Genomic DNA, 21,185 nt, shown 5'->3' on the forward strand with positions numbered 1-21,185 from the left:
CGACCATTTTACATTAAAAATCCAGCGGCCCTAATCTGTTCATATTTCTTAAAATCAGGTATTGACGGTGCCTGATGTATGGGGTTGCATTTTTGGGTGTCCACCTTCTGGGGTTTGGAAAACAGGAAGCAATTAAAGCGGCTTGTTTCTTAGTTAATTTTGTACAGGATTTACCATAATACTCCTGGGCAGCAGCCTCGGCACCATAAATTCCATCACCCATTTCGATTACGTTCAGGTAAACTTCTAATATTCTTTCTTTGTTCCAAAACAGCTCTATAAGTAAAGTAAAATAAGCTTCAAAACCTTTTCTTATCCACGATCGGCCAGGCCACAGGAAAACATTTTTAGCTGTTTGTTGCGAAATGGTACTCCCGCCCTTCACCCTTTTTCCTTTGGCATTACTGGCAAAAGCTTTCTCAATAGCTTTCATATCAAAACCGATATGTGTTAAAAAGAGCTGATCTTCAGCAGATACAGCGGCCCTTTTCATATTATCAGAGATATCATCAAACTTAACCCATTTTTTTCCGTTTTAAAAGGTTTCCCATCCGCTTTACGCTCAATGTTCCGTAGTACCATTAAAAGGGTAATAGGTGGATTAATAAAACGCAGCGCGATTACCCAAAACACAGAAACCAACAAAAAATATAAAAATACTTTCGTAGCCATATTGGTAATCTTCTTCAGAAGAGGGTATTTTGCCTTACTTTTGGTTCTGCTTGTCTGCGTTTTCGCCATGACGCAAAGGTAATTAAAGGGACGGAAGATGGGAAATGCAGAGGCCTGGAATAACGTGAAAAGTTTTTGCCATCAAAATAACAAAACCAAAATGCAAAATTCTTGTGGTAAACCTTTATTGTACATTAAAATCAGTTTGTTTATGTATTTTGGGATTCATATTTTAAACAGAATGCAAACAAAATTAACTAAATGAAAAAGCTAGGCTATCTCTTTCTTGCTGTTACACTATGGGGCTGCAGTATAACCAAAAACGTCAATAACAGTTCTGAAAAGTGGATGACACTTTTTAACGGGAAAGACATTAAGGACTGGAATGTTAAAATCCATCACCACGATTACAATGTAAATGTCGGAAATACTTTTAGAGTCGAAAATGGAGTTATTCAGGTGCGATATGACCAATATGGCGATTTCAATGATCAGTTCGGTCATCTTTACTATAAAACACCATTTTCTTATTATCACTTAAAACTAAAGTATCGCTTTGTTGGCGAACTGCAAAAAGGGGCACCCAGTTATACCCTGCGGAATAGCGGTGTGATGTTCCATTCTCAGGACCCGAAAACGATGCCTAAGGAACAAGACTGGCCAATTTCCATTGAGATGCAGTTTTTAGGCGGCTTGAGTGATGGCCGTCCACGCCCAACAGGAAATATGTGTTCTCCTGGTACAGATATTTTTTATCACGGCAACTTATATGATGGGCATTGCCTGGACTCCAAATCAAAAACTTACGATGGTGACCAATGGGTATCTGCCGAATTGATTGTTCTCGGCGATTCGCTTGTAACGCATATTATAAACGGCGATACCGTTTTACAATATAGCAAACCACAGATTGGTGGCGGGGTAGCTAACCGTTACGACCCGAAAATTAAAATTGACGGAAAAGCCCTTACTCAGGGTTTTATTGCCTTACAAAGTGAAGGACAGCCGGTAGATTTTAAAGATATTCAGATTATGGAGCTTCCTCACTACAATAAGAAAAAATCTAATTAAACATTTTTCGATATCATACGTTACAACAACATGAAAGTTGCATTAATTACAGGCGGAAGCAAAGGAATTGGTTTCGGCATTGCCGAATCACTTTTAAAAGAAGGCTATAAAGTAGCCATTACCAGCAGGACAATGGCCAGCGCAAACCAGGCCGCATCTCATCTGGTAGCATACGGTGACGTATTGGCCATTGAAGCAGATGTTGTGGATTTTAAATCTCAGCAGGATGCTGTAAATCTGATACTCGAAAAATGGGGACAATTGGATGTACTGATTGCCAATGCAGGTGTTGGTCATTTTGCACCGGTTGATGAATTGGATATAGATTTATGGAAAGAAACCATTGACACCAATTTAACAGGTGTTTTTTACAGCATTAAAGCCTCGGTAGAGGAGATTAAAAAACAAAGGGACATATCTTCACCATTTCCAGTTTGGCAGGCACGAATTTTTTCGCCGGAGGATCGGCTTATAATGCCAGTAAATTTGGCTTGACCGGTTTTACTCAATCGATTATGCTCGATTTAAGAAAATATGGCGTAAAGGTAAGTACCATTATGCCAGGATCGGTAGCGAGCCATTTTAACGATCATCAGCCGAATGCTGAAGATGATGCCTGGAAAATCCAGCCAGAGGATATGGGCAAATTGATTGTTGATTTATTAGCCATGCCAGCAAGAACACTACCAAGCAAAGTGGAAATCAGACCAACAACACCAAAAGGATAGTAAGAGTGGAAGATGTGAGATGGATGATGGAAGATGTAGTTAATTCTACGACATGAATAAATTATTCTTATTTTTTACTGCGGGAAGCATTAATTGTTTCCCGTAGACTTTGCTAATTTAACGTCATTTTAGTCTGTTTTATACTAGTAATTATTATTTACAATATAAATTGCCCTGACTTTGTTACAAAAAATGCAATTATTTGGGTTGACTTTGTTACAAAATCAATAAAATAGAGTTTAAACAATCTATTAAGGAAAATTTAAATCAATTGAAAAATCAATACAGAAAATTGTTCACTCAATCGTCTCCATCATCTCTCTTACCTTATCCGTTTTCCATAAAAAAAGTCCCGATGAAAATCGGGACTTTTTTATTGATTCTTTAAAGGATGCTTATTCAGCGATTACTTCGAAAGGAACCTGAACTTTAACTTCTTTGTGTAAGTTTAAGTTAGCTACATATTCGCCAACAAATTTAGGTTCAGTTTCGAAAGTGATACGACGACGGTCAACATCAAAGCCTTGAGCTTTTAATGCTTCAGCAATCTGGATGGTGTTAACCGCTCCAAAGATTTTTCCGCTTTCGCCAGCTTTAGCACCGATTGAAAGTTTAACATCAGTTAAACGCTCAGCAACACCTTCAGCATCTTTCTTAATTTTATCTTGTTTAAAAGCAGCTTGCTTTAAATTTTCAGCTAAAACTTTTTTAGCAGAAGATGTAGCTAGTGCTCCAAATCCTTGAGGGATTAAATAGTTACGGCCATAACCTGGCTTTACTGTAACTACATCATCTTTCTCACCAAGGCCTTTAATATCTTGTTTTAAAATAATTTCCATATCTCTAGCCTCCTATTTTAATTGATCAGCAACGAAAGGTAACAAACCGATATGACGGGCACGTTTAACGGCCTGAGCCACTTTACGTTGGAATTTTAACGAAGTACCGGTTAAACGGCGTGGTAATAATTTACCCTGATCGTTAATAAATTTCAACAAGAAGTTTGCATCCTTGTAATCGATGTATTTAATTCCGTTTTTCTTGAAACGGCAATATTTTTTACGGTTATCCTCTACTTTAGGGGCTGTTACGTATTGTATTTGTTCTCTTGCCATTACGCTGCAACCTCCTTAGTTTTTTTGTTAAAAGCACCACTACGCTTTTTCTCATTGTAAGCAACAGCGTGTTTGTCTAAACGGATAGTTAAGAAACGTAACACACGCTCATCGCGTTTTAATTGAAGCTCTAATTTTGCGATCAAATCACCTGAAGCTTTGTATTCAGTTAAGTTGAAGAATCCGTTTGATTTTTTCTCAATTGGATACGCTAATTTTCTCAAACCCCAATTATCTTCCTGGATAATTTCGGCTCCGTTATCAGTTAGAACTGCTTTGAATTTAGCTAATGCTTCTTTCGCAGCCTCTTCAGATAACAACGGGGTTAGAACGATAACAGTTTCGTACTGATTCATTGTTATAAATTATGTTTTTAATTTTTTTAATCCCGAGGTATATTACGGGGATGCAAAAGTAACAATATATTTCTTAAAATCAAATGATTAATGAGAATTTATGAGACATAATGTAATAAGGTAAATGGAAGATGGAATATGGAAGATGGAGAATGGGAACAATGCGCACTACATCATCCATCTCAAATCGTCCGTCTTACGTATAAAAAAGGGAGACTATCTATCCGACAATCTCCCCCATCAATTAGCTGTAAAATTTTTAATATGTTTCTATCGTTTTAACAAAACTCTCTTCTTTGAACTTCACTACAAAAGTTAATTCTTTAGAATCTGTTTTACCAATATTGAATTTCTTTACCAATTGCGATTTATCTTTGAATGCCTCACTATAAACCAAATCATTGTATTCGTTATACACTTTAACTTCCACCGGACTATTCTCCAGGTTTTCAAGATTAAGCGTAATTACCTGATCTTTTTTAGTATAAACAGGTTTAAATATGTTAGAAACTTTCGGCTCAGAAACAAGGGCCTCGCCGTTTTTAATGACCACATTATATTTTGCAACTTTTACATCCGACTCTACTTTAAGCGTATATTTTCCATCAGGAAGTTCATTCAGATCATAAATTTTGCTGGAAGAGGCTGAAGCATGGATGTTTTCTTCAAATAAAACTTCATCGTATGCATCAATGAGCGACAAATTAACGTTTTCTGCTTTATCTACAGAGAAACGGATAAATTTTTCCTTTTCACCTTTTACTTTTAAAGTAAAATCATCATCGTTAGCGTGTACACCCGTAGCAGTAAAAAATAACGCTGCTATTAAACCGATTTTTAAGAACTTTTTCATAACCAATATTTTTAAATAATTAATAACTATATGATACCACTAAGGTACGGACACATCTGAAAGATAGTTGATTGCATATTTGCCAATATCTATGCTATATTACCTTCAACTAACTGTTATTTTAACAGAATATATAATAAAGCATATTTTTTATGTATTTTAGAACTATAATTCAGCAAAACATGAAACCAAGTTTTGAAGTTGTTGAGCCCTCTTTTGGAAGTTCATTTTATTATTCAAAATATGTAGAGAACGCCAATAATATGGCGCACCTTTGGCATTACCACCCTGAAATTGAAATGGTATTTGTTAACGGCGGGGCCGGCAAAAGGCAGATCGGCAGCCACGTGTCCTATTACACCGAAGGTGACCTGATTCTCATTGGCAGCAATCTTCCCCATTGTGGCTTTACCGATACCAATACCGGAAACAAAAACGAAACTGTTATCCAGATGAAACCCAATTTTTTGGGCAGCATTTTTTTAGGCCTGCAGGAAATAAAAGGGATACAAGAATTGTTCGACAAAGCAAAGGCCGGAATTGCCTTCGGTAGTGAAACCATGCGTATTGTTGGCGACAGAATAGAAATGATGGACGACCAGCAGCCCTTTGAAAGGCTTTTAACTTTATTGAGCGTACTAAAGGAACTTGAACATGCGAAAGATTATAAAATCTTAAATGCCGATGGTTTTTCGATGGAAATGCAGGTACAGGATAATGACCGCATCAATATGATCTTCAACTATGTGAAAGACCATTTTCAGGAACAGATCAGTTTGCAGTATGTTGCAGAAATGTCGAGCATGACTGTCCCTTCTTTTTGCCGTTATTTCAAAAAAATCACCAAGAAAACATTTACGCATTTCGTAAACGAATATCGTGTAGTACACGCGTCAAAGCTTTTAGCCGAAAAACCAACCAGCATTGCCAATATTTCTTATGAAAGTGGGTTTAACAATTTTAGCCATTTCAATAAATTATTTAAGGAGTTTACGGGCAAAAGCGCTTCAGAATATAGAAATGAATTGAAATCGGTGATTAAATAACTTACATTGCTTATTTAACAGAATTTAACAGGCAATAACCCGTTTTTAGTTATCATTGTTTTTCAATCTAAAACAATGAAAACCAGTTCTCTACACCAAAAAATCGCTCTGGCCTTTTTTCTGTCGATAGTTACAGTTGGCCTGCATGCTCAAAAAACAATAACCAATCCCGTTGTTGGTTTTAACAGCGCCTCATCAACGCTGAAAATCACAAAAATAGTAACATCAGATACCGCTACTGTGTTATGGTTCACCACCACCCATCCTGCGGGTCAATGGATCAGGATACCTAAGAACACTTATCTTCAAGACAATACCGGTATCGCCAAATACTACATCAGGAAAACAATAGGCATTCCATTAGATAAGCAGTACTATATGCCGCCAAGTGGTAGCGTATCTTATCAGCTTATTTTTCCAAAAATTAATACAAAAGCCACAAGTATTGATTATGGAGAAGAGGATGATAATGGCTGGAAAATCTATGATATTGCACTGGAAGAAAATAAAAACTTACTTCCAAACTCTATTTATACGAGCTGGTATAACAAAAACAATAGTAATCTTGAAGTTGCTTTTTTTAATAAAGAAATAGTTTACAAAAATAAAATTTGGTCGTATAAAAATATCGTTAAAAAAACCAACAGCGCTAATACCACTATATTTATTACCAACGGGAAAGAAACCAAACAGCTTTCAATTAGCGGGTTAAAAAACAACACGATCAAACTTACCATAGATAATAAAACAGTTCAGTTAAGTAAAAACCAGGCAGATTGTAAACGAATTCTTAACAAGGAAAACTATCAGCTTCCCATCTTCAAAAACGACAGTGCTACTTTTAGTGGTTATATTAAAAACTACAGTCCTAAATTGGCTACTAAAACCCTGATGTTGTACATAGACAATATTATATCGGGGGGACAGGAAAACCAGATCATAGCAATTCAGAAAAACGGTTATTTTTCAACCAAGGTAGGGATTTATCACCCCGAAAGGATTTTCCTGAGGTCGGATATATGCAATGAAAACGACATCTACCTGGAGCCTGGCAAAGAACTTTTTGTTGTCATTGGTGATGAAAATACCAGATATACAGGTGAGCTGGCACAATTAAATGAGGATCTTTCTCTTTTAAATAAATTTGATTTATTTGACTATGAAGACATCCAAAAAAGAATAGTTGATATGAAGCCAAACGACTATAAAACTTATTTACTGAACCTTCAAAAAACAGAACTTTCCAGGTTAGACTCCATCCACCAGCTAGGAACCCTTTCAGAGAAAGCCTATCAAGTTAAAAGGTTAGATATTGTATGCGGTTATGCCAACCATATTATTGAGTATAACTGGAATTATGAATCTGCAAACAAGGAGACTAAAAAAAGGCTGAAAAATATCCAAGCGATTACTATAATTTTTTAGACCAAAAAATCATCAATGATGAACTTTCAGTAATCAGTGGAAATTATAACACCTTTATTAACAGATTTAAATTCTTACCGGGAGTAAGACCTGAAAGATATAGCTATACTCATAATTATGCTGATATGTTACATGCGCTTAAAGCCAGTAATATCACACTTACTGATTTAGACAAATCTTTCGAAAAATTGATATCATCAGATGGACTTTCATTAAAAATAGATAGTGCTGATAAACCCATACAAGATGCATGGTTGCAAGATCATGATGATTTTATCAAAATCTTTAACGAAAAAAATTTCTCAAATTATTATATCAAATTAGTCGATTCGGCATTTAATATTAACCAAGGGATTTTAGTTGATATTATGAACGCACAAGATATTTTAAGACCAATTGTTAGTGAACTCTCTCCAATCAGCCAGAACAATTTGCCTTATGCCCTATCAGATATTAAGAATCAGTTTGTAAAAGATTATATTAAACTCAGAAACAACGATTCCGAAAAACAGATCATCGCCAATAAAAAAAACGGGGGATATTTTGTAAACCAAACACCAAAAGTAGAAGCGGATAAAATTTTAGATAACATTATCAGCAAACATGCAGGCAAGGTTATTTTAGTTGATTTTTGGGCAACATGGTGTGGTCCCTGTCTTAACGGAATTGCAGAAATCAGGCCATTGAAAGAAGAAATGAAAGATAGCAATGTTATATTCGTTTACATTACTGATGAAAGCTCACCTTTAGCTACTTACCAGAACTTAGTACCCACTATAAAAGGACAGCACTATAGGTTAAAAAGTGATGAATGGCGTTATTTAGCTGACAAATTTAAAATTACAGGCATTCCGCATCAGGTGCTGATTAATAAAGAAGGCAAAGTGGTAAACCCGGCTTTGGGATTTATGGATAACAGACAAATTAAAAAACTTTTAGAAGAACACTTGTAACAGAGATTTAAGAAAGTAAACATGAACAAATTTATCTTGCTTGTAATAGCAAATATGATCAGTATATCTCTTTACGCCCAATACGTTGACCTTAATTTGATTAACTGTAAAATAAACGACAACGAGCAAAAGAAAATAGAAAAACTAATTGCTTATGAGCGCATGTTCTGCAACGAAATTTTTGAGACAAGAGAAAACATTACTGCCCCGGTAAAAATAAACCTCTATGGAAAAAATAAAGATTACAGGTTAGCGCAAAAAACATATAACGCACCAATAAATAGTGCCGGATTTTATATTGCCGCAATTAATGAAGCCTTTGTATACAAGAGCAGCGATTTCATTTCGGTAGCACTCCATGAGGCCAGTCATAGTATTTTTCAGTTCAATTTTAAAAATTCTCCCAAATGGTTAAACGAAGGATTAGCAGAATTTTTTGAAACACTGGATTTTGACAGCGAGGGGAATTTATATGCTTACCCGCAAAGTGGCAGAATTAAGAGCATAAAAGCGGGAATAGATTCGAAAGACAGCGAAAGGTTAAAAAATTTCTTTAAAATATATAGCGGTTCGTTTTACCGGCATGATGTAGATGACAACTACAATACGGCTTACAGTGTGATCTACTTTTTTATAAAATCGAAAAGAACAGACCTGCTTAAAAATATAATAAAACTAAACACTCAAGGCTACGATACCGAAAAATCAATTGAACTAACTTTTGGCAGTTTTGACAAGTTTGAAGAAAGATATAAACAGTTTTACAACCTGCATCATTAATACATCAATATTGCTTCACTTTTATACGGTAGTTACCTTTATAATATTCTTTCATTTTAACCACCTCTTTTGATTTCTCGGCTAACCAGAAAATGGCATAACTGTCTTTGCTGTAATTAATTTTAAGCAGCCAGCAATTAGCTGTTATATCTGCATTCAATTTCAAATTATCTTTGCCAACCACTTCATAACGATGATAGGTTGCTGATTTTTCGTTTGGATCAAAAAAGGAAATATCAAACTGCTGGCCAACTTTTTTAATTGGCAATAATGGGTAAGTTTCTAAATCCTGCTCCCACGAAATGATCGGAATATCCAATTTAACCGGACCTTTTTTGATTGCATCATTATTTTTTACGGTATCGGACGGCTGCATCAAGCCATTTTTATAATCGTAGGCAAAAATACCTCTGCGTTTATAACTGGCATAATGATAAATTGGAGACATCGTTTTTCGGTCACAAATGTTTGTTATTGTGGCGAAAAGTGAATCGTTATGGAACCATTTCCAAGCAAATTCTACAATTTCATTTTTATCTCTTTTTTTAAAAGCAGTTGTTCTTTCCCATATATCTCCAATAGTCCGTTTCGTTTCAAGAGAATCAGTCATATAAACCAGATAGCTGTTTTTCCCCTCTTTCAGATTGCTCATCACCAATTTATGATTTTGTGCATTTATGGTATCAACCTGTGCCATCGAAGTGCCCGTAAAAGACAACAATATCGCGCTAATAAAAATTAAAATCCTCATTTATAAAGTTTTACGATTAGATTAATTTTATCATTAAATGTTACGCAATCTTTTACAAATCATTTCAGTATTTCAACTTTTCCACATTCCAACTTTTCAATCTTACAACACCTAAATTTTTCCTATTTTCGTGCCGATGGAAAATTTTATCGTTTCTGCCCGTAAATACCGCCCAGCCACCTTCGAAACCGTTGTTGGCCAGCAGCATATTACCGGTACGTTAAAAAACGCCATCAAAAACAACCAGCTTGCGCAGGCATTTTTATTCTGCGGCCCGCGTGGGGTGGGTAAAACTACCTGTGCTCGTATCCTTGCCAAAACCATTAACTGTACCAACCCTACAGCCGATATGGAAGCTTGTGGTCAATGCGACAATTGTCTTTCCTTCCAGAACGGACATTCTTTTAATGTGCACGAGTTAGATGCGGCCTCGAACAACTCTGTTGACGATATCCGTAGTTTAATTGAACAGGTTCGAATACCACCGCAAGCCGGAAAGTATAAGATTTATATTATTGATGAGGTTCACATGTTGTCGCAGAGTGCATTTAATGCCTTTCTGAAAACATTGGAAGAGCCACCTTCTTATGCCATTTTTATCCTGGCCACTACCGAGAAACATAAAATCCTGCCGACCATTTTATCACGTTGTCAGATTTTTGATTTCAACCGTATCCAGGTAGAGGATATTGCCAGTCACCTGTCAACCATTGCCCGGCGCGAAAATATTGCTTTCGAAAGTGATGGTTTGCATATTATTGCGCAAAAAGCTGATGGTGGTTTGCGTGATGCGCTTTCGATGTTCGATCAGATTGCCAGTTATGCCAATAAAAACATCACTTATAAAGCGGTAATCGACAACCTTAACATTTTAGATTACGACTATTTTTTCAAGCTTACTTCCTATTTAACCGCAGCAGAAGTTAGTCAGACACTGCTCCTCTTCGACGAAATTTTAAACAATGGTTTCGACGGCAATAATTTTATCAATGGTTTAGCTACTCACTTCCGGAACCTATTAGTAGGTAAAGATGCTGCTACCATTAAATTGTTGGAGGTGAGTGAGAACATCAAACAAAAGTATCTCGATCAGTGCAGGCAAACAGAATTATCGTTCTTGTTAACAGCCCTGAATTTAGCTAATACCTGCGATTTAAACTATAAAAACTCTAAAAATCAGCGTTTACAGGTAGAGCTGGCACTGATTAAAATGTGCCACATCAGGTCAGTCGTCAATCTAGCACAACAGCCTTTAAGCCCTAATAACACAGCAACTGACGCAGATCAGGATAAAAAAAACTAATGTCGTAGCTGAGCCAGCTGAAAGCCCAAAGCCTAAAGTTGAGGTTGAAAATACCGATCAAGCTGCAGCACCTGTTGTTAATACTCCTGTTTCGCCTAGCCTACCAGTAGCAGAAAAGCCAAAAGAAAGTCCGCGGGTTGGTCCTCCACCATCTGCAACTTCTATCAGCATCAATATTCAGAAAGCAAACGCAATCAGTACACTCATCCCTTCATTGAATGATTTAGAACGTGTAGCCCAGGGAGATGATGATAAGGGGCCAAAGAAAGTTACCGGCGATGCCAGAGAACCTTTCAGTTACGACCGCTTACTGGAAGTATGGAATGCCTTTACCCAAAAGATGAAGGCCACCGATCGGATTAATCTTTTTACCATCTTAAACAACTTTGCCCCGACACTTTTAAATCCTGAACTGATCGAGATTTCGGTAGAGAGTAAAACGCAGGAACATCTTGTACAACAAGAATCTGTTGAACTTTTAAATTTTTTACGGAATGAACTTAGAAACTTTGGTGTTGAGGTTACTTATAAGTTAATGGAACGTAAAATAGAAAACAGGCTTTACGGCAACCGCGAGAAGTACGATTACCTGGTAAACAAAAATCCAAAATTAGATGACCTGCGGAGAAGGTTTAATTTAGATATTAATCCTTAGTCACTTTCCAGCTCGCAGCTTTCCACTAAACTATAGTTAAAAACTGCCAACTGGAAACTGCTGATTAGTCTTTCGGCGCATCATTAATCGGATAACCTTCTTCATCCAGATCATCACGGTTATCTTCTGGTGTACGGGCAAGGATTTCATCCTCCGGACTAAGTTTTACACTTTCACCGTTGTCTACATGCATACCTAGTTCTTCTAAGTTATCTTCAGCAATTTCTTCATTCCTGGCATATTCATCACCAACATAAGGGTTTGCCTCATCATAGGTAGAATCATCATCCTTTGCACCTGCAGCCACCGTTTCATATCCCATCGGATGATCGTATTCGCTGTCCGTTCCTTTTACATCCAGCTCATAACTTTGCTTATTTTCATCGTAAGCCAGGTTCTCTTTATTGATTTCGCTATTTTCTGTAGTGCTGTGTATTTTATCCTGCGATCCTTTATTTTCGTTAATTGCCATGGTATAGGTCTCCTTTAATTTATATGGATATAACAAAGCGGTGTAGATAAGGTTTTTCTTTAGCTAAAGAATTTTGTTATTATTTGGGCGTCCCCCAAGCTGCGCAAGGGTCGGGCTATACACTCCAAGTCCTTGCCATTCGTTCCTAATGGCTGTGGACTTTCCGTTACTATCCCTCACGCTGGCAAAGCGCCGGTAATCATCGAATTGTAAGCTATAGATTAAATATGACATGTAGATTGTTATAACTTAATTGGGTTTCCGTTTCGGTCTGTGGGGACACAGACCGATAGATACATCTACGCAAATAGTATCGCTGGCCAATCCACCTAAACCCGATCAAGCGGGATGCTCCCGATCCTTCATCGGGAGCAGAAGCGGGAGCGGGACTGTTGTAACCCAAAAGCTTCTGCATCTGCTTTCCAAATGTATAAGAATCTTCAAATCCTGGCAAAATGAATAAAAGTTGAGAATTATACATCATAAAAAAAGCGTCCCGATTTTCACATCAGGACGCTAAATATTTCAACATTTGCTAACTCCTATGCCAGAAGCATATTAAAGTTGACAACTCAGCTTATAAACTAGCCAAAGAGGTATTTAATGTTTCACTTGGGCGCATCGCTTTGCTTGCCAATTCATCGTTAGGGTTGTAGTAACCACCAATGTTTTGAGGTTTTCCTTGCGAACCGATCAACTCCTCGTTAATTTTGGCTTCATTTTCTAACAAAGTTTTAGCCAATGGTGCAAATCTGGCTTTCAGATCAGCATCTTTGCTCTGAGCCGCTAATGCCTCAGCCCAATATAAAGCTAAATAGAAGTGAGAACCACGGTTATCGATTGTTCCTAATTTTCTACCCGGTGATTTATCAGTTGCCAAAAACTTAGCATTTGCTTCATCCAAAGCATCAGCCAATACCTGTGCTTTTGCATTGTTTTGAGTTTGAGCTAAATGCTCTAAGGAAGCTTGAAGCGCTAAAAACTCACCAAGCGAATCCCAGCGTAAATAACCTTCTTCGATAAACTGCTCAATATGTTTTGGAGCAGAACCACCAGCACCGGTTTCGAATAAACCACCACCGTTCATTAACGGAACAATAGAAAGCATTTTCGCTGAAGTTCCTAACTCTAAAATCGGGAATAAATCGGTTAAATAATCGCGCAGTACGTTACCGGTAACCGAAATGGTATCTAAACCTTTACGAATCCGCTCTAAAGTAAACTTAGTCGCTTCTATTGGAGCTAAAATACGGATATCTAAACCTGTAGTATCGTGATCTTTTAAATAAGTATTTACTTTAGTAATGATTTCTCTATCATGTGCTCTTTTTTCATCTAACCAGAAAACCGCAGGGGTTTCTGATAAACGCGCCCTGTTTACCGCTAATTTTACCCAATCCTGAATTGGTGCATCTTTAGTTTGGCACATGCGGAAGATATCGCCTTTTTCTACTTTCTGATCAAAAATACTTTTCCATCAGCATCGGTCACGCGAATTATTCCCGAACCTGTAGCCTGGAAAGTTTTATCGTGTGAACCGTATTCTTCAGCTTTTTGAGCCATTAAACCAACATTCGGTACCGAACCAATGGTGGTTACATCAAAAGCACCATGTGCTTTACAGTCATCAATGGTTGCAGTGTAAACACCAGCATAAGAACGGTCTGGAATTAAAGCGATTGTATCTTGAGGTTTACCCTCTTTATTCCACATCTGGCCTGATGTACGGATCATTGCCGGCATAGAAGCATCAACAATCACATCAGATGGTACGTGTAGATTGGTAATCCCTTTATCAGAGTTTACCATGGCTAAAGCTGGTCCGTTTTCAATGGCTTGTTCCAAAGCGGCTTCAACTTCTGCTTGTTTAGGGTTGCCTGCAATTTTTGCATAAACATCACCTAAACCATTGCGGGTATCAATATTTAGTTCCTTAAAAAGGTCTGCATATTTGGTAAAAACAGCTGCGAAATAAACTTCAACAATGGCACCGAAAATAATTGGATCGGAAACCTTCATCATCGTTGCTTTTAAGTGCGCTGATAATAAAACGCCTTCAGCTTTAGCTTCAGCAATTTCTTTGGCCACAAAAGTTTTCAATGCCGATAAACTCAATGCAGAACTATCAATCACCTCTCCTGCTTTTAGTGGCGATAAACCTTTTAATTCGGTCACAGTACCATCCGCAGCTACAAATTCTATTTTAAACTGGCTTGCCTCAGCAACAGTTGTAGATTTCTCCGAGCCATAAAAATCGCCTTCAGTCATGCTGATCACTTTGGTTTTTGAATCTGCTGACCATTTACCCATGGAGTGCGGGTTTTGTTTAGCGTAGTTTTTAACGGCTTTAGGTGCCCTACGGTCAGAGTTACCTTCACGTAAAACCGGGTTTACAGCCGAACCTAAAACTTTTGCATATTTAGCTTTAATTGCCTTTTCTTCGTCGCTCTGTGCATTATCAGGGTAATTTGGAATAGCAAAGCCCTGCGCCTGAAGCTCAGTAATTGCGCCTATCAATTGTGGGATAGAAGCAGAAATATTTGGTAATTTGATAATGTTTGCTTCCGGGGTGGTAGCCAAAGTACCAAGCTCTCCTAGCGCATCACCAATTTTTTGATCGTCTTTTAAATACTCCGGAAAGTTGGCCAAAATTCTTCCTGCTAAAGAAATATCTCTGGTTTCTACATCAATACCTGCTGATGCGGTAAAAGCTTGTACGATAGGTAAAAGTGAGTAGGTTGCCAACATTGGCGCCTCATCGGTTTTGGTGTAGATAATTTTTGATGTATTTGACATATTATATTGATTTTGCTTATTTATTTAATGATCCGATCAGTTTATGGCTTTGTAGACCGATCTTTTTAAAATCGCCTAAAGATAAAATAATCGAATGAATTAAGGAACATCGCAATGTTATTTCTGGTTTGGATGAACCATTCATTTATTAAAAACCGATAATCTTCATCATAGTGAAATAATAATACAACATACTATTGTTTTTAGGAAGCGCAGGGTCATTTACTATATTTAAAATTAGTCCTGCTCTGCGCTTTATCCCGATGGAAAAAATCGGGATGCCCGCTCCGATCAGGGCTATGAACTCAGGCTTGTGGCACATGACAACCTGCATAGTACAGAAAATGGCTAAACTAAACCTGATCGAACGAATGCCATTTTTCATGACAGCAGGTAGAGCAGGAAGTAATTAACCTATGAAATACTACAATTGCTTTCCTAAAATTCCTAAAAATAAAAACCCATCTAATAATAAATATTAAGATAGTGGAGCGCATTGTCATTCGCTTTTTTTAAATTAGTCCTGCTCTGCGCTTTATCCCGATGAAATATCGGGGATGCCGCTCCGATCAGGGCTATGAACTCAGGCCTGTGGCACGGACAACCTGCATAGCAGCAGAAAAATGACCAAGTTAAACCTGATCGAACGAATGCCATTTTTCATGGCAGCAGGTAGAGCAGGAAGTAATTAACCTATAGAACACTTCAATTGCTTTCCAAAAAATAAGCGACTAACAAGACATTCTTTATCATTCTGATTCACTGCAACATTCCCGATAGTTTTAGATTACGCAAATTCTTTGGCTAAACTTTTGTAGTAGGAAGCATATATATCTATTTTAAAAATTTTAATTGAAATGACCGAAACTACCTTAGATCAACAGTTAAATGCCCGAAAATTTGACGAAGCCAAAAGCTTGATGCAAAACGGCGAAAAACTCTCCAAAAACCTACAGGATCATCAGAAATCATCAATTTTCGACAACCTCATCAAAGAAAAACAGTATGAAATCCTAAACATGATGATAAAGGATAAAACCATCGAAACCGATATTTATGAATTCGACAATTTTGACAAAAGTATTTTTCATAGTATCATCTACAACCTGGGCAACGAAGATGAAGACATTGCTTTCTTCAACGAATTTATTGGCCACTTCGATAACCTGAACGACGAAGTAAATGCAAAAACCTTATTGGGTTACCTCTTCGAAAATGGTGTAAGTCTAGGCGTAATCAAAGCCTGTATCGACGCAGGCTGCACCATCAATTTTAAAAACAATGCGGAAGAAAATTATATTCATCAGGTGGTAAAAAGCAATTTTCGCCGTTACAACTTAAACGATGAACAAACTACTGATCTGCTTAAGGGTTATATCGATATCCTCATTAACGAAGGTATCGACATTAATGAAGGCAATATAGTACAGGAAACACCTTTAATTACTGCGATAAAATTTAACAAGAAAAGTCTAATTTCACATCTGCTCGAAAACGGTGCAGATCCAAATCAAGCAGACCGCGATGGAAATTCGGCCTTCTTTTATGCAGTGGCACATTCGCAAAGCGAAAACATATACGATACAATGCGCAATTTTGCCACACCAGAATTTGATCAGGTTAGCAAAAAAGGAGAAACATTGTTATTTGAATACGTACGCATGATGTCGAACAGTGAAAGCAGCATCAACTTTCTTAAAAAATTGCTTGGCGATGGGGCCGATTTATACCAAAACAGTACCTGGTACAATGCTGATAAAACTCCATTGGACGTAATTGCAGAAAAACAGGCCAATATTTTGGAAGCAGTGTTAGAAAGCGGACAGGTAGATATCAACAGAACTGATGATCAGGGAAATACTTTGCTACATAAAGTTTGTGCTTACAATGTCAATTATGAAGCCGAAAAAGCAAAAGAAACCTATCGTAAAGTGAAACTCCTGATCGAAAACGGAGCAGATACGACGTTGAGTAACGATAAGGATCAAACGGCTTTAATGCTGGCCTCCGACGATAACCTGAAAATAAAAACTGTTGAACTGCTCATGAAACAATCTTAAAATATGTCGATGTCATTTATAATTGCCTGCGAAAGTGGCAAACGGAAAATAGCCGAACTTTTATTGGCCAATAATGAGGTAGAAGTGGGTTATACAGATGAAAAAGGCCGAACTGCATTGCATTATGCCGCCCATCATGGATATTTAGACCTGGTAAAAATTTTAATCGAGCGTGGCGCAGATTTAGATTATGAGGACCATGACGGCGAAACACCTTTTTATTTTGCCTGCCTGCAAAAACAGAAACAAACGGCACTATATCTGTTAGATAAAGGTGCAAGGGTTGACATTAAAGACCTTAAAGGTAATAGTCTACTGCATTTAACTGCCCAAAACGGCCAGATTGAAGTTTTAGAAAAATTGCTTGATAAAGGCCTGGGTGTGGACGTTGAAAATAACGAAGCAGAAACGCCCCTGCTTTTCGCATCTGCCTGGAGAAATAAAGAAGTAGTTCAGAAACTACTGGAATTTGGCGCCAATATCAATACCACCAATAAAAATGGCGATTCACCACTGATTTTTGCAGTTAAATCTAAAAATACACCAATGGTTGAATTGATCCTTGATAAAGGTGCCAACATTAACCATGTTAACCATGGAGGCGAATCGGCACTATTGCTTGCCTGTTACGATGCCAACCGGATGCTCACCAAAATCCTGGTAGAAAAGGGTGCAGATGTATTTGTATCTTCAAAAAATGGTTTGTCGCCAATCTGGTATGCCTGCGCCAATAACCAGAAAGAGATTGTCGATTTATTTTTGGAAAATGGTGTGGATGTAAATTATGCCAAACCACTTTCAGGTAATGATGATTCAATGTATTCGTATCTTGAGTGGGTAGAAACCGCCAATAACATTTCCATTTCGGCAAGTTTCTCTTTCGATAACAATTACAATTACGGCGGCGAAAGCATGTTGCATGTTGCAGCCAAAAGTGGCCATTTAAGCATGTTGAAATTATTACTGGAAAAAGGCGCCAATGTGAATATTCAGGATGAAAGCGGCAACACAGCTTTACATTATGCCGCTGCAAACGGTAAAAAAGATGTAGTTAAGTTTTTACTCGAAAAGTCTGCCGATCCGTCCATTGTGAATGTGAAAGAGCAAAAGGCAATTGATTATTCCAATATTAAAGGCTTTAATGAAATTACTGAACTCTTGTTGAAATACGGTCCCGCGGCTAATTCTAATGTACAGGCTACCAGTACAGCATCAACAGGTCATACTGCCGAAGCTCCAAAAATGATATGGCTGCAAAAAAACAGGCTTTATTAGATTTAAAAGAGCTACTGGATGCCGGGATTTTATCGCAGGAAGAATTCGATGCGGAGAAAGCGAAGATTTTAAAAGTTTGAGTTGAAACTCCAATGTAGCTGATTAGCTTTAAGGTACTTCAATGCTGTGTTTCAATTTATTTCATAAAGTAACATAGATAACGGCTGGATTTTAGAGAATTGCTATACTGCTGGGAGTCGTCATTCCCAACACGATTGGGAACCACGAAGTGCTCATGAATGCCTTTGAAACAAGGGAAACTTGTGAATAATCTTAATGCAATAAGCTTTAAAGTCCGCCTGCGCGAGAATGACGAATAAGCTAATGGAATCTCAATGGCAGGGAGTGCAATATGGTCGGGAGATCTATAGTAGCAGATTTCTCTATTTCGCTGCGCTTCAGCCAAAAGGACGAAATTTCTACTGAAAAATATTGACTAATAAATTTTTAGTTCTAAATTTATTAGTCAATATTAATGCTCACACAAATGAAATGTATCCCTAAACTCAAAATCCAGTTATCTACTTCTCTCTTTCTTTCCCTTTTTTCTATGCCTGCTCTCCCAAATTGTATGTAGACGAAAACAAACGTTATCAGGCGGGTACATTAACCGAGGCACAGATCGATTCGCTGCATACTTTCTTATAACAAAACGACAGGCTTGCTTTAAAAGACACCGTCATTATTAAATATGATTTCAATAAAGACAACTGTTGGAAATACCTTAGCTACCAGAACGCAGAATTCCTGAATAATGTAAGATGGGCCTTTCAAAAAAACATTCAGGAAAAAGCCGAGGCCCGACCAAAAGTTGCCATTTATCAATACCGCGAGGTAGGCGAAAGCTTTAGTCAGATTAATCAAAAGGATTGGAAATAGAAACTGATCCGGGATTTTTAAAAAAGCTACTATTTAACGAGGCAACCACCTGCGGTACTTCAGCCATTGTGCTTCCTGATGGGAAATTCTTATTGGTAAAATCCGATCCACAATTCTCTGCACTGTTACTAAGTGCTAAAGACATCGAGAAAAAATTACAGGAAAATTTGGTGAAATAAAGGCCAGAAAATCCAGGTCTAAATTAAAAACAATTTAACAAAATTTAACTAAAAAATTAGGTGTAATACTGTAATTTAGTTCTAACTAATCGCCTTCAAATTTAACGCCGGAAAATTTATGATCAAATTTCTTTACTCCACTCCTCCAAGCTAAAATTATATCATCTTTTGATGAACTGATTTTTATAAACAATCAAGAACTTAATTTAAAGGAATATAAAAGTACTTCCCTGTTATCATTATAGCATTAAATCAGGGGAAATAATATGCGCTCTCCAGGAAGGTGCTCTCGGGTGCTTTCCTTTTATTATTTAAGCCTTGCAGCAATTATGCCAGCGCTAAAAACTTCTCTACGTTTTCGATGTTATATTTTTTAAGGATAAATTCTTAATCAAAAAACCGGTTAACATGAAAAATAAGATTTTTTACGCATCAATGCTTTCTACCGCCGTCCTTTTTGGATGTCAATCTGATTCCAATTCACAAAAACAGGGAGAAGATACCACCATAACAACTAAAAACGGGACAGTAAATTTGCCCGCTCCGGATACCAATGCCGCTAAAAATAAATTCAGTAAGGTAATTGGCTGGCCAGACGGAAAAACACCTGTTGCACCAGAAGGCTTTACGGTAACCAAATTTGCAGCCAACATTAAAAGTCCGCGCAATACGTATATAGCACCCAATGGTGATGTATTGGTAGCACTTTCCAATTCAGAAAGAAGTACAGTAGAAGCAGTCGCCAATGCGGTAACAGGTAAGGCAAAATCAGAAGTACCAGGAAAAAGTGCCAATGCCATTCTACTGTATCGCGATGAGAATAAAGATGGTAAACCCGAAATGGTTACCACCTTTTTAAATGGCCTGAACCAACCTTTCGGTATGCTGATTATTGGCAATTCATTTTATGTAGCCAATACCGATGGTTTGTGGCAATATCCTTACAAAACCGGCGACACCAAAATTACTGCAACAGGTAAAAAGATCCTGAGCCTTCCGGCAGGTGGATACAATAACCACTGGACAAGAAACCTGATTACCAATGCCGATAAAAGTAAGATTTATATCACTGTTGGATCGGGTAGTAATGTTGGCGAAAACGGAATGGAAAATGAGGTAAGAAGAGCCAATATCTTAGAAATTAATCCAGATGGAACCGGCGAAAAGATTTATGCCAGTGGTTTGCGAAATCCAGTGGGAATAGATTGGGCACCATCTACAAATATGCTTTGGACAGCTGTTAACGAGCGGGATGGATTAGGCGACGATCTGGTTCCAGATTACATTACGAGTGTTAAACAAGGCGCTTTTTATGGTTGGCCGTACTCCTATTATGGCCAGAATGAAGATCCTCGCCTAAAAGGCCAAAACCCCGAAATGGTAAAAAAGCCATCGCTCCGGATGTTCCTGTTGGTGCGCATACGGCTTCTTTGGGCCTCGCATTTTATAAAGCAACAAAATATCCTCAAAAATACCACGGAGGTGCATTTATTGGTCAGCATGGCTCATGGAACCGGTCTGCAATTTCTGGGTATAAAGTAGCTTTTGTGCCTTTTAAAGATGGCAAACCAACTGGAAAACCTGAAGATTTTTTAACTGGTTTTATCGCAGATGCAGATAAGGCAGAGGTATATGGACGCCCGGTAGGCGTTACTTTAACACCCGATGGTGCTTTACTGATTGCAGACGATGTTAGCGGTATAATCTGGAAAGTAGCTGTAAAATAATTTATAATTAGCCACAGATTAGCAGAATATGCAGTAAATTTATCTGCCTGTTTGTGGCTAAACTACTAATCTCTTTTCACTTGAAATCG

The 21,185-nt window shown here is 37.6% G+C and carries 20 protein-coding genes and 3 pseudogenes; 14 read left to right on the forward strand and 9 right to left on the reverse strand.

Annotated elements, in window-relative coordinates; all coding sequences use genetic code 11:
• Positions 1–13 precede the first annotated feature (13 nt).
• Positions 14–741, reverse strand: a pseudogene (mtgA, locus tag ACQ86H_RS21540) (monofunctional biosynthetic peptidoglycan transglycosylase).
• A 192-nt stretch (positions 742–933) separates the two neighbouring features.
• Here mtgA and ACQ86H_RS21545 point away from each other — a divergent pair.
• On the forward strand, positions 934–1,743 hold the full coding sequence (locus ACQ86H_RS21545; RefSeq protein ID WP_138820566.1) for a 3-keto-disaccharide hydrolase: 810 nt from the start codon (positions 934–936) through the stop codon (positions 1,741–1,743).
• Positions 1,744–1,773: 30 nt separating this feature from the next.
• A pseudogene (locus ACQ86H_RS21550) lies at positions 1,774–2,471 on the forward strand (SDR family oxidoreductase).
• A gap of 395 nt (positions 2,472–2,866) precedes the next feature.
• On the opposite strand, the gene rplI reads toward ACQ86H_RS21550, so the two are convergent.
• From rplI to ACQ86H_RS21570, 4 genes are all read right to left on the reverse strand, one after another.
• The gene (gene rplI / locus ACQ86H_RS21555) at positions 2,867–3,310 is read right to left on the reverse strand and encodes a 50S ribosomal protein L9 (RefSeq protein WP_025144599.1); all 444 of its coding nucleotides are present in this window, start codon (positions 3,308–3,310) and stop codon (positions 2,867–2,869) included.
• Positions 3,311–3,322: 12 nt separating this feature from the next.
• Entirely contained in the window at positions 3,323–3,586 is a 264-nt protein-coding gene (gene rpsR / locus ACQ86H_RS21560; RefSeq protein WP_010599582.1) for a 30S ribosomal protein S18, read from the reverse strand.
• Positions 3,586–3,942 carry a 30S ribosomal protein S6 gene (gene rpsF / locus ACQ86H_RS21565; protein ID WP_029283098.1) on the reverse strand — a complete coding sequence of 119 codons (357 nt, stop codon included), beginning with the start codon at positions 3,940–3,942 and terminating at the stop codon, positions 3,586–3,588. The genes rpsR and rpsF overlap by 1 nt, the downstream gene beginning before the upstream one ends.
• Positions 3,943–4,201: 259 nt before the next feature.
• Positions 4,202–4,795 carry a hypothetical protein gene (locus ACQ86H_RS21570; protein WP_431292429.1) on the reverse strand — a complete coding sequence of 198 codons (594 nt, stop codon included), beginning with the start codon at positions 4,793–4,795 and terminating at the stop codon, positions 4,202–4,204.
• Positions 4,796–4,977: 182 nt separating this feature from the next.
• Between ACQ86H_RS21570 and ACQ86H_RS21575 the strand changes: the two genes are divergently transcribed.
• The 4 genes from ACQ86H_RS21575 (at position 4,978) to ACQ86H_RS21590 (ending at position 8,999) form a co-directional block, all read left to right on the forward strand.
• Entirely contained in the window at positions 4,978–5,841 is an 864-nt protein-coding gene (locus ACQ86H_RS21575; protein ID WP_246862723.1) for an AraC family transcriptional regulator, read from the forward strand.
• Positions 5,842–5,916: 75 nt separating this feature from the next.
• On the forward strand, positions 5,917–7,266 hold the full coding sequence (locus ACQ86H_RS21580) for a hypothetical protein (RefSeq protein ID WP_431292430.1): 1,350 nt from the start codon (positions 5,917–5,919) through the stop codon (positions 7,264–7,266).
• Between the two features lie 125 nt (positions 7,267–7,391).
• Positions 7,392–8,219, forward strand: coding sequence for a TlpA family protein disulfide reductase (locus ACQ86H_RS21585; protein WP_431292431.1), 828 nt, complete (start codon positions 7,392–7,394; stop codon positions 8,217–8,219).
• Between the two features lie 21 nt (positions 8,220–8,240).
• The gene (locus ACQ86H_RS21590) at positions 8,241–8,999 is read left to right on the forward strand and encodes a DUF1570 domain-containing protein (RefSeq protein WP_138820561.1); all 759 of its coding nucleotides are present in this window, start codon (positions 8,241–8,243) and stop codon (positions 8,997–8,999) included.
• A 4-nt stretch (positions 9,000–9,003) separates the two neighbouring features.
• Here the strand turns inward: ACQ86H_RS21590 and ACQ86H_RS21595 are convergent, their stop codons facing one another.
• On the reverse strand, positions 9,004–9,750 hold the full coding sequence (locus ACQ86H_RS21595) for a hypothetical protein (protein ID WP_431292432.1): 747 nt from the start codon (positions 9,748–9,750) through the stop codon (positions 9,004–9,006).
• A 136-nt stretch (positions 9,751–9,886) separates the two neighbouring features.
• Here ACQ86H_RS21595 and ACQ86H_RS21600 point away from each other — a divergent pair, with 136 nt between their 5' ends.
• Together ACQ86H_RS21600 and ACQ86H_RS21605 are read left to right on the forward strand one after the other, a co-directional pair.
• Positions 9,887–11,053, forward strand: coding sequence for a DNA polymerase III subunit gamma/tau (locus ACQ86H_RS21600; protein ID WP_431292433.1), 1,167 nt, complete (start codon positions 9,887–9,889; stop codon positions 11,051–11,053).
• 214 nt (positions 11,054–11,267) lie between these two features.
• A complete protein-coding gene (locus tag ACQ86H_RS21605; RefSeq protein ID WP_431292434.1) occupies positions 11,268–11,708 on the forward strand; it encodes a hypothetical protein in 441 nt (146 codons plus the stop codon).
• Between the two features lie 64 nt (positions 11,709–11,772).
• On the opposite strand, the gene ACQ86H_RS21610 is transcribed toward ACQ86H_RS21605, so the two are convergent.
• The 3 genes and pseudogenes from ACQ86H_RS21610 to ACQ86H_RS21620 all read right to left on the reverse strand — a co-directional run bounded on the left by ACQ86H_RS21610 (position 11,773) and on the right by ACQ86H_RS21620 (position 15,361).
• Complete coding sequence (locus tag ACQ86H_RS21610; RefSeq protein ID WP_138820558.1) at positions 11,773–12,180, reverse strand: hypothetical protein; 408 nt, start codon at positions 12,178–12,180, stop codon at positions 11,773–11,775.
• A gap of 577 nt (positions 12,181–12,757) precedes the next feature.
• Positions 12,758–14,976: pseudogene (locus ACQ86H_RS21615) on the reverse strand (NADP-dependent isocitrate dehydrogenase).
• A 148-nt stretch (positions 14,977–15,124) separates the two neighbouring features.
• Positions 15,125–15,361 (reverse strand): hypothetical protein, encoded by a 237-nt coding sequence (locus ACQ86H_RS21620; protein WP_431292435.1) that lies wholly within the window; start codon positions 15,359–15,361, stop codon positions 15,125–15,127.
• Positions 15,362–15,833: 472 nt separating this feature from the next.
• Here ACQ86H_RS21620 and ACQ86H_RS21625 point away from each other — a divergent pair, with 472 nt between their 5' ends.
• The 6 genes from ACQ86H_RS21625 (at position 15,834) to ACQ86H_RS21650 (ending at position 21,096) form a co-directional block, all read left to right on the forward strand.
• Positions 15,834–17,036, forward strand: coding sequence for an ankyrin repeat domain-containing protein (locus tag ACQ86H_RS21625; protein WP_431292436.1), 1,203 nt, complete (start codon positions 15,834–15,836; stop codon positions 17,034–17,036).
• Positions 17,037–17,045: 9 nt separating this feature from the next.
• A complete protein-coding gene (locus tag ACQ86H_RS21630) occupies positions 17,046–18,311 on the forward strand; it encodes an ankyrin repeat domain-containing protein (protein WP_431292437.1) in 1,266 nt (421 codons plus the stop codon).
• Positions 18,284–18,391 (forward strand): SHOCT domain-containing protein, encoded by a 108-nt coding sequence (locus ACQ86H_RS21635; RefSeq protein ID WP_431292438.1) that lies wholly within the window; start codon positions 18,284–18,286, stop codon positions 18,389–18,391. Before ACQ86H_RS21630 ends, ACQ86H_RS21635 begins: the two co-directional genes overlap by 28 nt.
• Before the next feature lie 789 nt (positions 18,392–19,180).
• The gene (locus tag ACQ86H_RS21640; RefSeq protein WP_431292439.1) at positions 19,181–19,369 is read left to right on the forward strand and encodes a hypothetical protein; all 189 of its coding nucleotides are present in this window, start codon (positions 19,181–19,183) and stop codon (positions 19,367–19,369) included.
• Between the two features lie 408 nt (positions 19,370–19,777).
• Entirely contained in the window at positions 19,778–20,911 is a 1,134-nt protein-coding gene (locus tag ACQ86H_RS21645; protein WP_431292440.1) for a PQQ-dependent sugar dehydrogenase, read from the forward strand.
• A gap of 5 nt (positions 20,912–20,916) precedes the next feature.
• On the forward strand, positions 20,917–21,096 hold the full coding sequence (locus ACQ86H_RS21650; RefSeq protein ID WP_431292441.1) for a hypothetical protein: 180 nt from the start codon (positions 20,917–20,919) through the stop codon (positions 21,094–21,096).
• The last annotated feature ends 89 nt before the right edge of the window (positions 21,097–21,185 follow it).

It is taken from the genome of Pedobacter sp. P26 (assembly GCF_050632135.1).
GTDB lineage: Bacteria > Bacteroidota > Bacteroidia > Sphingobacteriales > Sphingobacteriaceae > Pedobacter.